At 62.7% G+C, this 15049-nt stretch carries 11 protein-coding genes; 8 read left to right on the forward strand and 3 right to left on the reverse strand.

Going from position 1 to position 15049, the window contains the following annotated elements; genetic code table 11:
* The first annotated feature begins 68 nt into the window (after positions 1 to 68).
* From BLT42_RS10950 to BLT42_RS10985, 8 genes are all read left to right on the forward strand, one after another.
* Complete coding sequence (locus BLT42_RS10950; RefSeq protein WP_143024115.1) at positions 69 to 1643, forward strand: L,D-transpeptidase family protein; 1575 nt, start codon at positions 69 to 71, stop codon at positions 1641 to 1643.
* A gap of 331 nt (positions 1644 to 1974) precedes the next feature.
* Positions 1975 to 3132: an OmpA family protein gene (locus BLT42_RS10955; RefSeq protein ID WP_233342444.1), complete on the forward strand. Its 1158-nt coding sequence runs from the start codon at positions 1975 to 1977 to the stop codon at positions 3130 to 3132.
* A 214-nt stretch (positions 3133 to 3346) separates the two neighbouring features.
* A complete protein-coding gene (locus BLT42_RS10960) occupies positions 3347 to 4633 on the forward strand; it encodes a cystathionine gamma-synthase family protein (RefSeq protein ID WP_091770719.1) in 1287 nt (428 codons plus the stop codon).
* Between the two features lie 78 nt (positions 4634 to 4711).
* The gene (locus BLT42_RS10965) at positions 4712 to 5980 is read left to right on the forward strand and encodes a hydrolase (RefSeq protein WP_091770721.1); all 1269 of its coding nucleotides are present in this window, start codon (positions 4712 to 4714) and stop codon (positions 5978 to 5980) included.
* A 16-nt stretch (positions 5981 to 5996) separates the two neighbouring features.
* A complete protein-coding gene (locus BLT42_RS10970) occupies positions 5997 to 7007 on the forward strand; it encodes an arginine N-succinyltransferase (RefSeq protein WP_091770723.1) in 1011 nt (336 codons plus the stop codon).
* A gap of 10 nt (positions 7008 to 7017) precedes the next feature.
* Positions 7018 to 8463 (forward strand): succinylglutamate-semialdehyde dehydrogenase, encoded by a 1446-nt coding sequence (gene astD, locus BLT42_RS10975; RefSeq protein ID WP_091770725.1) that lies wholly within the window; start codon positions 7018 to 7020, stop codon positions 8461 to 8463.
* Positions 8464 to 8483: 20 nt separating this feature from the next.
* Positions 8484 to 9824, forward strand: coding sequence for an N-succinylarginine dihydrolase (gene astB / locus BLT42_RS10980; protein WP_091770727.1), 1341 nt, complete (start codon positions 8484 to 8486; stop codon positions 9822 to 9824).
* Between the two features lie 85 nt (positions 9825 to 9909).
* Entirely contained in the window at positions 9910 to 10335 is a 426-nt protein-coding gene (locus BLT42_RS10985; protein WP_176780336.1) for a response regulator, read from the forward strand.
* A gap of 56 nt (positions 10336 to 10391) precedes the next feature.
* On the opposite strand, the gene phhA is transcribed toward BLT42_RS10985, so the two are convergent.
* From phhA to BLT42_RS11000, 3 genes are all read right to left on the reverse strand, one after another.
* The gene (gene phhA / locus BLT42_RS10990) at positions 10392 to 11273 is read right to left on the reverse strand and encodes a phenylalanine 4-monooxygenase (RefSeq protein ID WP_091770731.1); all 882 of its coding nucleotides are present in this window, start codon (positions 11271 to 11273) and stop codon (positions 10392 to 10394) included.
* A 159-nt stretch (positions 11274 to 11432) separates the two neighbouring features.
* Positions 11433 to 12695, reverse strand: a complete 1263-nt coding sequence (locus BLT42_RS10995; protein ID WP_091770733.1) for a beta/gamma crystallin-related protein — start codon at positions 12693 to 12695, stop codon at positions 11433 to 11435.
* Between the two features lie 139 nt (positions 12696 to 12834).
* The gene (locus BLT42_RS11000) at positions 12835 to 14976 is read right to left on the reverse strand and encodes an AsmA family protein (RefSeq protein WP_176780337.1); all 2142 of its coding nucleotides are present in this window, start codon (positions 14974 to 14976) and stop codon (positions 12835 to 12837) included.
* Positions 14977 to 15049: the final 73 nt, after the last annotated feature.

The raw sequence follows: 15049 nt of genomic DNA on the forward strand, positions 1-15049 counted from the left end.
GCTTTCAGCTTTCGGTTGCCGGCGAATATGGTTAACATCCGGCTTCGGGTTCTGGGGAGGGGCCGATTGTGCTGCGGACAGTTTTGTTTCTGACGCTATTTCTGATGCTTGCCGGCGGCCCTGCCGCGGCCGGTGCTGATGATGTGCGTCCGGCCGAAACGGGCGCGGTACTCACAGCGCGCAGCGCGCCGGCGCCTCTGGCGCCCCTGCCAGCCTGGAGCGAAGCCGCCATCGAGGAACTGGCGATCGCCCTGTTCGATGCGCCCAGTCATGGTTTGCCATCGCTGGACGGGACGGCTGAAGATTTGCTCGACCGCTCGCTGCCCCATGAGCACCGCGCTTCCATGGCGACGCGCGCCTTCCTGCGCTTTGGCGGGTGGTTACGCTATGGCCTGACCGATTCGGAGACCCACGCGCTCTATACGCCCGACGATACGGAGCGTGCCGGGCTGCACAATGCACTCGCTGCGGCGCTGGCCGATGGCGGTGTCGCGCAAACGCTGGACGGCTTCGCGCCGGAGCTTGGGGAATACCGTGCACTCCGGGCTGAAATGCTTCGGATGATGGCTTTGCAGCCAATCTGGCCACGCATCGAGCCAGGTTCGAGCCTTGCGCTCGGTGATCGCGGCCCGCGGGTTGATCAATTGCGCGCCCGGCTGGCGGCGGTCGGTGTTTACCGGGAAAACTGGGCCGCCGGTGAGGCCTTCGATGTGCGGCTCGAGACGGCGGTGCGACGCTATCAGGGCCGAGGCAATCTTTCGCCGTCCGGGCAGATGGATCAGGCGACGCTGCGCGAACTGAATATTACGCCGCAGGAGCGCATGGCGCAGTTGCGCGTCAATCTCGAACAGCGTCGCTGGCAGAGCCGGGAGCCGGGTCGCCGCCATATCCGGGTCAATCTGGCCGACTTCACCCTTGAGGCCTGGCAGGATGGTCAGCTGGCGCGGCGGCACCGCGTCATGGTCGGGCGCCAGGTCAGCTCGACGCCGGAGTTCTCCGAGGACATGCAGTATCTTGTTCTCAATCCCTGGTGGGGCATTCCGGGCGGGCTGGCCCAGAGCCGCTTCCGGTCATTCCGCCGGAATCCCGGGCTGGCTGCCCAGATGGGGTTTCGCATCTATGATGCGAGCGGCACCCAGATCTCGGTCTATGATATCGACTGGAGCCGCTGGGGGCGCGGCTGGCCCTACCGAATGTCGCAACCGCCGGGCAGCAATAATCCGATGGGTGAGGTGAAGTTCATTTTCCCCAATAGCCACAATGTCTACATTCATGACACCACCGAGCGGGACCGGTTTTCCGAGACGCGGCGCGATTTTTCCGCAGCCTGCATCCGTGTGCATGACCCGCTCGTCCTCGCCGAATGGGTGTTGAGCAGCCAGCCGGGGTGGGACGCCGAACAGATCGAACAGGTCGCCGCCGGCAATACGCCGACTGTGGTCTGGCTCGATGAGCGCCTGCCGGTGCACATCAACTACTGGACCGTGGTGAGCGATGCCGATGGCGATGTGCGCTATCTCAATGACCTCTACCGGCGCGACGGTGCCGTGATACGCCGGTTCGAGGGCGCCTATGCGCAGGCCTCTGGCCCGGAGAACGGACGAATCGCCAGCCGGGGCGGGGTGCAGGCATCGCTCAACTAACCGAATCGGCGACGCGATCCTGTTCCAATGAGCGTCAGGTGACACGCCTCCGTCCGCGCACACGCTCAGGGTGATGCCGCAGTGCAGCATTCGAGACTTTGTACGGTTGTCCGCCTCCAGCCGCCGCCCCACCCGGCCGGATCCATGCTCTGGCAGGTTTATTCGTCAATATTGCCGCCATTTGGCCGACGGACCTCGCCCAGCTTTCGCCGCAAAGGTGTAGCGTCTCTGCAACGGCATCAGAAATTTGCACCGAATACGTGTTTTCTCGGACTTCGTTGTGGCGAAGCTGGACAGGTTGTTGTAATGAAATGAATGGGAAATATCCGGAGTGGGTGTTTTCGATTTTCTCGGAACGTTTCCGGGAATCCACTTTCACACCAAGGAGACGCGAGTCTCCGGAGGGGGTATAATGAAAAATCGGCTTTTTACGGCGGTCGCCGTCGGAGCCTTCCTGGCAGCGGCTCCCGCGTTCGCTGACGAAGGCTGGTATGGTCGTGGTGCTGCCGGTTATGGCGGCCCAGGCGACACTGATGTGTCTGGTTCGCTGAATGGCGAAATCAATGGCGAAGGCAATTGGCGCGAAGCGGCAGCAATCGGTTACGAATGGGCCGATGGTTTCCGTTTTGAAGGCGAATTGGCGCATCGGTATAACAATACCGGCGCGGTTGGATCTTTCGAAGATAGCTCCAGCAAGTTCCAGATCTGGTCGTTGATGGCCAATGCCATCTTTGATTTCAATCCAAATGGCTCCTACCACCCTTACGTCGGTGTCGGTGTCGGTATTGCTGAAACCAACGCGACTCTGTCCGGTTGGTCTGCGGGCACCATGCCAGTTGGCGCGACGCCAGCTGACTATGTGATCTCGACGGACAGCGACAGCCCGTTCGCTTGGCAAGTCATGGCCGGTATCGGTTGGGAACTCTCCCAGCGCCTGACCCTGGATACCGAATACCGGTATTTCTCGGCTGGCAGCTCTGACTACTCCCCAGGCGTGAGCGTTGATGCGCTTGCTGGCCATGAGGCATGGGTTGGTCTGCGTTATTCCTTCGCAGCTCCGCCACCACCACCGCCTCCACCACCGCCACCACCACCGCCACCACCGCCACCACCGCCACCGCCACCACCACCGCCACCAGCGGTCGTGTGTAACGATGTGCAGTTCCCAGTCTACTTCGAGTGGGATCGTGCGGACCTGACGGATCAAGCGCGTGCAGTTATCGCACAAGCTTCGAACCAGCGCGGTTCTTGCGGCGTGACACGCGTTTCGGTTTCGGGCTTTACCGACCGTTCCGGTGCAGCATCCTACAATGTGGGTCTGTCCGAGCGCCGTGCCCGCGTTGTTCGTGATGAACTGGTTCGCCTCGGCGTTCCTGCCAGCACGATCTCGCTGGAAGCCTTCGGCGAAACCCGCAATGCGGTTCAGACGCCAGACGGTGTGCGCGAGCCGCTCAACCGTCGTGCAGAAGTGGTCATCGTCCTCAACTAATCTTGAGTATGATGCCTGAAATCGGGCGGTCCGGCTTTTTGCCGGGCCGCCCTTTTTCTTGGAATAATCGTGCCGTAAAACCGGTTGATACGGGCAGGGTGGGCCGGTTTTTCCGGCGTCTTCAGGACAGGCTTGACCCGCGCTCGAAGCTGGTTCTAATCCCTCCGACACGCAGCGGGGTGGCCCCGCCCGGCGCGATTTCGAGGACATACCGATGAGCAAACCCGACAAGCCCTACCGCAAACATGCCGTGGCCGGCCATACGCTGAGCCCCGAGACCCAGATGATGAGCTATGGCTATGATCCCAAGCTCTCGGAAATGTCGATCAAACCACCGATCTTCCTGACCTCGACCTTCGCATTTGAAACCGCCGAGGCTGGCGCCTCCTTCTTCCGTGTGGCACTGGGCCAGGCCGAAGAAGGTGATCCGGAATCGGCCGGCCTGATGTACTCACGCTTCAACAATCCGAACATGGAAGTGCTGGAAGACCGTCTCGCACTCTATGATGCGGCTGAAGAAGCGGCGGTGTTCTCATCCGGCATGGCAGCGATCTCGACCACTTTGATGGCGCTGGCACATTCCGGCTCGGTGATCCTGCAATCGACGCCGCTTTATGGCGGCACGGAAAGCCTGTTGCGCAAATTCCTGCCCAATTACGGCATCAAGACGGTCGACTTCTTCGCTGCGGCCTCAGAGGCCGAAATTCGGGAAGCGGCGGAGAGCGCCATGGCGCTCGGACCGGTCTCCGTCATCTACACCGAGACCCCGACCAATCCGACCAATGATCTGGTTGACCTGGCGGCCTGCAACCGCATCGCCGACATGATCGCCGAGATGCAGGGCAAGCGCCCGTGGATCGTGGTCGACAACACTTTCCTTGGCCCCGTCGGCCAGGCGCCGCTCAAGCTTGGCGCCGATGTCCTGGTCTATTCGCTGACGAAATATGTCGGCGGCCACAGTGATCTGATCGCGGGTTCTGCACTGGGCGCGTCAGAGCCGATGGCGCTGGTGCGCGGCTTGCGCGGCTATCTCGGGACCAATCTGGATCCGCACACCTGCTGGATGCTGCTGCGTTCGCTGGAAACCGTGAAAATCCGCATGGATGCCGCGGCGCTGGGTGCTGAAAAGGTCGCCGCCTTTCTGCGCGATCATCCCAAGGTGAAGCGCGTGCGCTATCTGGGCTTCCTGGGCGAGGGCAATCGTGATGCGGAGGTCTTCAAGACCCAGTGTATCTCGGCCGGTTCGACCTTCGCCTTCGATCTGGCTGACGAAGCCAGCGCGTTCCGGATGCTGAACGCCCTGCAAGTCATGAAGCTCGCTGTCAGCCTCGGCGGCACCGAGACCCTGATCTGTCATCCCGGTTCGACGACCCATCGCGGTGTTGATCCGGAATTGCGGAAACGCCAGGGCTTCTCTGAAGGTCTGGTCCGGATCTCTGTCGGCATCGAGAATCCCGATGACCTGATCGCCGACCTGGCGCAGGCACTCGACAAGGCCTGAGCCGAATTTGACAGTCTAGCCCCGGCGGATATGTCCGCCGGGGCTAGACCACTTCTTTTAAACCATTATCACTGAGCCATGCTGAATCCTCTGGAGCTCAATGCTGACGAGCGCGCCGTCCTCGACTGGGTCGATACGCGCAGCGATGCGATGATCGAGACCGTCAAGGCCTGGTCCGCGATCAATTCCGGCAGCCGCAATCCCGAGGGGCTGGAGCGGATGAGGGCCTGTCTCGAGACCGCATTTGGCGAACTCGACGATGCCCGTATCGATGCCGTCGAACTGCAACCGTCCACCGTGGTCGAACCCGATGGCCGCGTGCATGAACAAGCTTATACGCCGTCCTTCCGCTGCCGCATCCGGCCGGAAGCGCCCATCCGCATTGCCATGACCGGACATCACGACACGGTGTTTCCGCTCTCCAGCGCCTTCCAGTCGACGACGCTCTGGGATGAGGACACGCTCAATGGGCCGGGCGTGGCTGATATGAAGGGCGGGATATTGGTGATGCTGCACGGCCTGCTCGCCCTGCAACGCTCGCCCTGGAAAGACCAGATCGGCATCGATGTGCTGATCAGCCCGGATGAGGAAATTGGTTCCCTCGGCTCGGCGCCGGTGCTGGCCGAAATCGGTGCCCGCGCGGATATCGGCATGACCTATGAGCCGGCCCTGGCCGATGGATCCCTGGCCGGCGCCCGCAAGGGTTCGGGCAATTGGTCGCTCAAACTGTCCGGCCGCGCTGCCCATGCCGGCCGCGAACACCATCTTGGCCGCAATGCGCTCGCCGCAGCCTGCGCCTTCGGTCTCGAGCTGGACGGGTTGAACGGCCGCCGCGAAGACGTCACCTTCAATCTCGCCCGCATTGATGGCGGTGGGCCGCCGAATGTGGTGCCGGATAATGCCGTGGTGCGCTTCAATATCCGGGTCAAGACCGAGAATGACCGGATCTGGGTCCTGGCCGAACTCGAGCGTCTGCTCGATATGGTGCGCATCCGTGACGGGATTGGTGCCGAGCTCTATGGCGGTTTCACCCGCCCGCCCAAGCCGATGAGTGCGGCCAATGCCAAAATGTTCGAATGGACCCGCGCCGCCGGATCGAGTCTGGGGCTGGATATTCGCTGGCAGGATACGGGCGGCGTCTGCGAAGGCAATAATCTGTGGGCGGCCGGCTGTCCCAATGTCGACACGCTCGGTGTGCGCGGGGCGGATATCCATTCCGATCGCGAGATCGTGAAACTGTCCAGCTTGGGCGAGCGCGCCAAGCTCTCGGCCGTGATGCTGATGAAATTTGCTCAAGGCCGGTTCGACGCGCGCGAAGCGCGCGCACTGGTGCAACAACAAGACTGACGGGTCGGGGAAAACAATGCTGATCGTACGCGCCGCCAAGGCGGCTGATATCGATGCCTTGAGCCTGTTGGCCGAGGAAGCCGGGACCGGTTTCACCAGCCTGTCCGTCACACGCGATGTGCTGGCAGAACGGCTGGAGAAGTCGGAGGCGGCCTATCTGTCTGACCCGAAGGGGCAGACCGAGGATACCTATCAGCTCATGCTGGAGGACACGGAAAGCGGCAAGATTATCGGCTGTTCGGCGATCAAGGCGATGGTCGGTGTGTCGAAACCCTATTGGGACTTCAAGATCATCACGATCGCCCAGCATTCCGTGGACGCCCAGCGCCGGTTCGATATGGACGCCATGCTGCTGGTCAATGACTTCGCCGGATCGACCGAGGTCGGCACGCTCTTCGTGTCCGAAGCTGGCCGCGGCGGCGGTGCCGGGCGCCTGGTCGCCCAGTCACGTTATCTGCTGATGGGCGCCGCGCCGGAACGTTTTGGCGAGAAAGTCCTGGCCGAATTGCGCGGGGTCGTGCTCGAGGATGGTTCCTCGCCGTTTTTCGACCATGTCTCGCGGCCCTTCTTCCACATGGATTTCGACGAGGCCGACCGGTTGAGCGCCTCGACCGACAATCAATTCATTCTCGATCTCGGCCCGCAGCATCTGATCTATGTCGATCTTCTGCCGGAGTCCGTGCGCGAGGTGATCGGTCAGCCGCACCGCGATGGTGTCGGCGCCATGAATTTGCTGCGCTGGGAAGGCTTCCATTACGATAAATACGTCGACATTTTCGATGGCGGACCACTGGTGTCGACCTGGACGGAAAATATCCGGACCCTGCGCGAGAGCCGTGAAGTCACAGTGCGCGCCGCGACCACGGTCGGTGGTGTCCAGGGCATATTGTCGACCGACAGGATTGAAGACTTTCGCACGTGCGCCGTCGAGGCCGTCGATGACGGCGATGTGCTCGGTATCTCCTATGAAGTGATGCAGGCGATGGATTTGCGAGACGGAGAGCGCGCCCGATTCTGGCGCCGGTAGAGGTAACACAATGAATTTCATCAATGGACATTGGCGCGACGGAACAGCTGCTGCCTTCACCTCGACCAATCCGGCCGATAATTCGCTGGTCTGGAAGGGCCAGGCCGCAGGCGCTGATGATGTCGCCGAAGCCTTTGCAGCTGCGCGCCAGGCATTTTCGGCCTGGGGCCGGACCTCCTTGGCTGACCGCATTACGGCCGTGGAGCGCTATAAGGCTGAGCTGAGCAGCCGCAAGGACGAGCTCGCGGATCTGATCGCGCGCGAAACAGGGAAGCCCCTGTGGGAAACGGCCGGCGAAGTTGGTGCGATGATCGGCAAGGTCGATATTTCCATTGCCGCCCATGCCGACCGCACCGGCGGCTATGAGAATGATACGGCCTTCGGCTTCGCCCGCATGGCGCACAAGCCGCTTGGCGTGATGTTTGTGCTCGGCCCCTATAATTTCCCCGGCCATCTGCCCAATGGGCATATTATCCCGGCCTTGCTGGCCGGCAATACGATCGTCTTCAAACCGTCGGAGATCACGCCGGGTGTCGGCGAAGCCATGATCCGCGCCTGGGATGCGGCCGGGCTTCCGGCTGGCGTCATCAATCTGGTTCAGGGCGCGCGCGAAACCGGTGCTGCGGCGCTGGACAATGGCGAGCTCGACGGCGTGCTCTTTACCGGCTCCTGGGGCACGGGCAAATTCATCCACGAGACATTCGCCGGCCGTCCCGGCATCCAGCTGGCGCTGGAAATGGGTGGCAATAATCCGCTGGTGATCTGGGATGCCGCCGATGCGCGCGCCGCAGCCAGTATCGCGGTGCATTCGGCCTATATCACAGCGGGCCAGCGCTGTTCCTGTGCCCGCCGCCTGATCGTGCCGCGCGGCGAGGCTGGCGATGCCGTGATCGCCGCCATCATCGAGATGGCCGACCGGCTGACGATCGGCAAGTGGAATGACGCGGTTCAGCCCTTTATCGGGCCACTGGTTTCCGCCCGCGCCGCGCAGGCCGTTCTGGACGCCCAGGACGATCTCATCGCCCGCGGGGCCATCGCCCTGCGCAAGGTCGAGCGCGATGCGCTTGGCGATGCCTTCCTGCGTCCGGGCGTGCTCGATGTTACCGGTATCGACGTGCCCGACGAGGAAGTTTTCGGGCCGATGCTGCAGGTCACCCGTGCTGCCAGTTTCGAGGATGCGATGCAGGTCGCGAACAATACCGCTTACGGCCTGTCCGCCGGCCTGGTGTCTGACAGCCGCGATCTGTGGGAACGCTTCTGGGTCGAGAGTCGCGCCGGCATCGTCAACTGGAACCGCCCGACCTGCGGTGCGGCGTCCAACATGCCGTTCGGCGGGCCAGGCCAGTCAGGCAATCTGCGCCCGAGCGCCTATTACGCGGCCGATTATTGCGCTTTCCCGGTTGCCACCCAGGCGGCGCCTGAGCCGGAATATATGGCGATCAAGGGCATTGACTGAAGCTGTGAGAGGCCTGTGCCATGACTGCCATTGAAGCCAATTTCGACGGGCTCGTCGGGCCGACTCACAATTATGGTGGGCTGTCAGAGGGCAATCTGGCGAGCGCGCGCAGCGAAGGTCTGGCATCCTCGCCGCGCGAAGCCGTGCTCGAAGGCATCGCCAAGATGAAATCCCTGGCCGATATCGGCCTGCTCCAGGGGGTGATGCCGCCGCATGAGCGGCCTTATCTGCCCCTGCTCAGGACCTTGGGGTTTTCCGGCAGCGATACGCAGATCATCGAGCGGGTCTCGCGCGAGGCGCCGCATTTGCTGCGCCGCGCCAGCTCGGCCTCGGCGATGTGGGCGGCCAATGCGGCCATGGTATCGCCTTCGGCTGACAGCGCCGATGGCCGCGTGCATTTCACCTCGGCCAATCTGCTGACGACCGGGCATCGCGCGATTGAGGCGCCGCAGACGCAACGCGCCCTGGCCCGTATTTTCGCCGATGATGAACGCTTCTGCGTCCATGAGGCCTTGCCCTATCAATCGGACTTCGCCGATGAGGGGGCCGCCAATCATGTCCGCCTTTGCGCGGATCATGGCGAGGCCGGGGTTGAATTGCTGGTCTGGGGACGCGACGCCGCCTCCAGCTATGATGGTCGATTCCCGGCGCGGCAGACGCGCCAGAGCTGCGAAGCGATTGCCCGGCGGCATCAGCTTGATCCGGCCCGCACCGTCCTGGTGCAGCAATCGCGGACCGCGATCCAGGCGGGCGCCTTCCATAATGATGTGGTCTGCGTCGGCACGCGCACCTGTCTTTTCTATCACGAACAGGCTTTCGAGGACCGTAAGGGTGCGGTCGCCGCAATCCGGCGCGCCGCAGATGGCCTGTTCGAGCCGGATTTTGTCGAAGTGCCAGCCAGCGAAGTGTCGCTCGACGATGCGATCACCTCCTACCTGTTCAATTCCCAATTGCTGCAGGTCCCCGGCGAAGACCGTCTCGTCCTGCTCGCCCCGGAAGAGACCCGTGAAAACACGGCGACGCGGGCCTATTGTGATCGTCTGGTCAGTGGCAACGGGCCGATCGGTGCCGTTCATTTTGCCTCGGTCCGGCAATCGATGCGCAATGGGGGTGGACCCGCCTGTTTGCGGCTGCGTGTCGTGCTGACGCAGTCCGAGCGCGAGGCGCTGTCGGCAAATGTGATCATGACGCCTGACCTGTTCGCAGCGCTCAATGCGTGGGGCGCGAAACATTACCGGGAGAGCTTGATGCCCGCCGACCTCGCGGACCCGCAATTACTGGTCGAGAGCCGGCAGGCGCTGGATGCGCTGACCGGCCTGCTCGACCTCGGATCGGATTTCTATCCCTTCCAGCGCGGTTGAGGCCCGTTTGCAAAGATTGCGGGCATTTCACCCGAATCAGGATCGTATCGCGGCGAACCAGTTGCGGTTGTTATGGGGAGACGGTGTGAGCCAAGGCGTTCCAATCATTCTGATCGATGACGACCCGGACGAGCACTTCCTGTTCAGGACAGATCTTGAGGATGCCGGGTTTGAGCTCGATTTCGAGAGTTTCACCCACCCCGAGGCGGCCCTGGCCCATTTGTTCCGGCGGGCCGGCGGGCCTGTTCTGGTCCTGACCGATATGGGGTTGGCCGGTGATGATCCGATTGAATTCATCAGGCTGGCGAGCGGCGTGCTGCATGGCGGTGCGATTGGTGCGTTTTCGGGCGCGCTGAACCCGGACAAGGAAGCGCGGTGCCGCGAGGCCGGCGCCAGTTTCTACATCGTCAAGCCGATCTCGGGCGAAAAGCTTGAGGCCGCTCTTGCGAATACGCAATCCCTGGGCATTGAGACCCTGGCCGACGGGCGCCGGCGTCTGATCTGCCGCTAGGCAAGCTCCAGGACGGCTCAGGGTCGCCTCTGCGAGAGTGAGCCGCTGGCGACTCCCTAGAGCGCTGCGGCCTGTTTCAGCAGCCCGCCGGCCAGGGCATATTCCTGGCTGCCTTTGCTATACACCTTGTCGCCCTGGATGATCTGGGATGGCTTGAGGTCGCTCTGACCGCGCAGGCGCTGATAGATCGACTCAAAGTCCTGATAGGTCGCCTCCATCAATTCCTCGAAACTGTCGATCACGAAATAGCTCTGCTGAAAATCATCATAGCGGTAATCGGTTCGCATGATCCGCTCGATATCGAAATGGATGCGGTTGGGCGAGCGCGCTTCGAGGCTGAAGATCGACTCCGCACGCGATGAGACGATGCCGGCGCCATAGATCCGTCGCCCCTCGGGCGTGTTGATCAGGCCGAACTCGACTGTGTACCAGTACAGGCGGGTAATCTGCTTGATGGCATCGAAGCCGATCGAGCGCAGCCCGCCGCGGCCATAGGCGGCCATATAGTCGGCGAAAACCGGCAGGCTGAGTAGCGGGACGTGGCCGAAGACGTCGTGGAAAATATCGGGCTCGGGCAGATAGTCGAGTTTCTCGCCATCGCGAATGAAACGGCCCGAGACGAAGCGGCGATTGGCGAGGTGTTCGAAGAATTCCTTCTCCGGGATGAGCCCGGGCACAGTCACCACGGTCCAGCCGGTCAGAGCTTCCAGCTTTTCATTGATGCGCCGGAAGTCAGGAATGCCGCCTTCATTCAGGTTGAGCAATTCCAGGCCTTTGAAGAATTCCGGGACGGCCCGGTTGCCGAGGATCTTCATCTGCCGTTCGTACAGCGTGGTCCAGATGGCGTGTTCCTCGGTCGAATAGCGATCCCATTTCTGCTCGATCGTGAAATCCGCAGCCGGAGTTTGTTCGGCGACGACGGGATCATTGACGGGCATGGCGGTTATCCTGAGCGAGATTTAGTTTCGTTTGTAACCAATATACGCCGCTTTGCGCCGGGACGAAACGGGTGATTGGACCTTGCGCTGTCGCAGACAGCAAAACGCCGCCCCCGGGAGAGGACGGCGTTCTGTGCTCAGCCATCGCGCTGTTGCGGATCAGTTCGTGCAGAGCAGGTCGACCATCGGTTCACACCGTCCTGCGCGGCACTCCTGGTTGGCGCCAATAAACCAGGTGCGGCTGCGGCTGTAGCGGTCCACGGAGAAGTGGGCCGCCCGGCTATAGCCGGCCGACCGGCAGACGCGGCGGGCGACTTCCTCGTCGCAGAAACGTCCACCTTCGCCAAGGCACCGGTCAATGCCCATACCGTTGACTTCCGGCCGGGCGAAGAAGGCGGCATCGACGCCGCGCACACCACCGCGCACATTCATGCCGCGATCGCTATCGGGGCCGGGATAGCCGTTGCCGCCGCCCGGTCCCGGGTAACCATTGCCGGGGTGGCCATAGGCGCCATCCACGCGGCGCAGCGAGGAGATCGTATTGCGCAGGTAGTAGCGCGTCAGATCCTCGACACTGTCGCCTTCGAAATACTCACAGCGGCCGCGGTAGTCCGCATGCTCGCAGACCTGCCAGGTCTCGCCGCGGGCAACAGCGAGGCTATCGGCACGGTCATTGAAGCCAACCCGTTCCAGGGTGGTCGTGTCCTGCTGGACGTCGACGCGCTGGCCAGTGAAATCGGCACCGTCGAAGAGCCAGACACCATTGCGCGGCTGTGGTCCGTAATTCCCGCCCGGACCGCCTGGGCGCGGGCCACCGGGATTGCCGTTATAATCCGGTTCCACCGAACTGATCCGGCCCGCCAGGCCGCCAGGGATGGTGGGGAGATCACCATTCACCTGCATGCAGGCCGCGCGGAAATTGGAATCATCACAGACGCGCCAGCTGCCGCGCCCGCTATAGCGGATCGACTGGGTGGCATCATTGAAGCCAAGCCGGCTCAGATCGGACTGGGAGTCGGTGACAACGACGGCGCGACCGGAAAAATTGGGTCCGGAATAAAGTGTGAGGGAATTGCCGCGGCCGGGCCGGCCCGGATTGGTCTGGGTCGGCGCGACTGGGCGGACGCCTGTGTAGAGGTTATCATAGCGGCCGAGATGGGCCTCACTGCTCGTATAGGTGAAGCAGCCACCGGAATAATTGGAATCGACGCAAAACTCCCACTGACCCGACACGATCCGGAAGGAACTCGTGCGATCATTGAAGCGCATCGCGGACAGATCGCTTGTCGCCCGATTGATTGTCAGGCTCTGGCCCTGGAAATTGGGCTGGTCGAAGAGAATGATTTCCTGGGCACTTGCAGCGCCGGTGGCGCCAGCGAGTAGCAGAGCGGCCATGGCCGTCAGTCGATAGCGTATCTTCATCGGTGATCTCCGTCAGTACAGGATGGTGAGTGTATCGCGATAATCATGGCGCAGGAAAGCTGAACTCAATTGCACAACCGTGTTCAGGGGGCATTCAGGCGTCGGGGCCGGGTGGCTGGGCACCCGGCTCCGATCCCGATCAGCGATTGCCATTTCCGTCTGCGGGGTCTTCGGCGGGCGCGGGGTCGGGTGGCGGCGTATTGCGTCCACGATTGAGCAGTCCACGCAGGAGTTGTTGAGCCGGGTCCTCGGCCTGGGGCTGGGCGGGTTCCTCACTGCCTTCCGGCTGATCGCCGGCGGGCTCGCTGCTGCCACCCAGACCCAACGCGTTGAGCAGGGTGTTGCGGACAGCGTCTTCCGGTGTCGTTGCGTCACCGCTCGAGCCGCCCAGCGCGTTTCTGACGGCGCCGGTGAGCAGGGCCTGACCCACGGCTTCGGTGTCGACGCCGATGTTGACATTGTTGAAGCCACCGCGAATTCGCACCGGTACGGTGATCCCCTGCAGGTCACGATCGCCTCCCTGTCCCTGGATTGAGGCCACGGCGCGTGGCTGCAGGCGGTAATCCACGGTTTGTTCGGGCAGGTTTACCCAGCCACTCCCTGTGATCCGCAGGAGCGGGCTGAGCAGCAGAAGATCGGAATTGCTGATGCGTCCGGCGTTGGCGGTGAATGTACCGGTGAGGGCGCTGAAATCCGTCTCTGCGCTCTCGCCCGTGGCGGCCGGCGTTTCTGAATCGCCGGCCGAGCTATTGCCATTGCCGGAGACGAAGCTGGAAACATTGCGGATGGTCTGGGCCACGTTGAGGCCGGTGATCGCGCCATCGGAAAAGCTGAACTGACCATTGCCGGCCAGACCTTGAATGATGGCGGCCTGGCTCGCGCCGGAACTGGTGAAGGCCAGTTCCATGGCCCCCGTTCCGCGCAAGCGCTCAAAGCCCGCGACGGCGGTGAGGAAGGGTTCTGCGTCAAGCCCTGTCAGGTCAGCGCGCAGCGAATAGGAGGGGGTGCGCGAGCGGCCATTGACGACGATGTCGGCCGTGCCGCGTCCCTCGTAGAGCGCGATCTGGGTTAGATTGGCTTCCAGCCGGCGATTGAGGACGCGCATGCGCAATTCGGTCTCGCTGACCTCGATCTCGCCGAATTTCAGCGTCCCGACGCTGAGCCGCAAATCGGCATCGACGAGGCCGAGTCCGGCCAGGTCAATCGGAGCTTCGCTCCAGGGGGCAATGCCGGCCGGGTCGGCGGCAGGCTCTGCAGCCGGCTCGGGCAGATACGGGGTGATGTCGAGAATTGCCAGACTCAGCGCGCCGTCGAGGCGCGGCTTTGCATTTTCCAGATTGACGGTCAGGCGGCCGGAGCCGGCAATGTCGTCGAGCCGGATGGCGTCGGCCGTCAGGGCGATATGGGCCGGGTCTCCGGCGATGCGGCCGCTGGTGCTGAAACGGCGCAGGCCGTCACCCGGCGGCATGTCGACGCCGGCAAAGCGCGCCAGATTGCGAATCGAGGGCACGGTTGTATTGAAGGCGCCATCGACGGACAGATCAGCAGATTCGCGGAAATTGCCGTCAAAATGCGCGGTCACCAGATTGCCGCCCAGGTCGAACAACAGGCCGGTCTCGCGACCTTCAAAGAAGCCCCGCAGCGAGGCGATGCGGGCGCTGAAGCTCATGCGCTCGCCATTGGCGCTCAGGGCACCGTCCAGCTGCATCGGACCGTCCAGGGAGGGAAGACCCATGGCGAGGTCGAGGCCGGTGATGTCATGGCTCTGATCGCCATCGGAATAGCTGATCGTGCCGTTCTCAATGCGGACATCGCCGAAACTGGCTTCCAGCGGCAAGGCGCCGGGCCGGCGAAAACCGCCATCGCCCCCAGTCGCCGCCGGTGGCGTATCCCCAGCTTCCGCCATCGTCCAGTTATTGCGCCCGCCGCGCTGCTGCAGCCGGATCACCGGGTCGATCAGCACGAATTCGGCAATCTCGATCCGGCGCGACAGGAGTGGCTCCAGCTTCACGGCCACCCGCATTTCACCCATTTCCGCAAACGACGCATCCCCAAATCCCTCGGCATTGGCGATCGAGACATTGCTGGCCCGGATCTCGATGCGCGGCAGAAGGCGAAGTTCAAGCTCGCCATCCAGCGTGACATCGCGATGCAGGGCCTCGCTGGCGGCAAGCCGGACGCGCTCCTGATAGAAGGAAGGTGGCAGGACGAAGGGGATGATGATCGCCGCACCGATGACGAGCACGATCAGGACGAAGATGACTTGCAGCAGGCGTGTCATGGTAGCGGACTCCAGGCCGGTTACTTGCAGATGCCGCGCGATCACCATTCCCGCCGATTTCGGGCGAGACGGA

It is taken from the genome of Maricaulis salignorans (genome assembly GCF_900103475.1).
Lineage (GTDB): Bacteria > Pseudomonadota > Alphaproteobacteria > Caulobacterales > Maricaulaceae > Maricaulis > Maricaulis salignorans.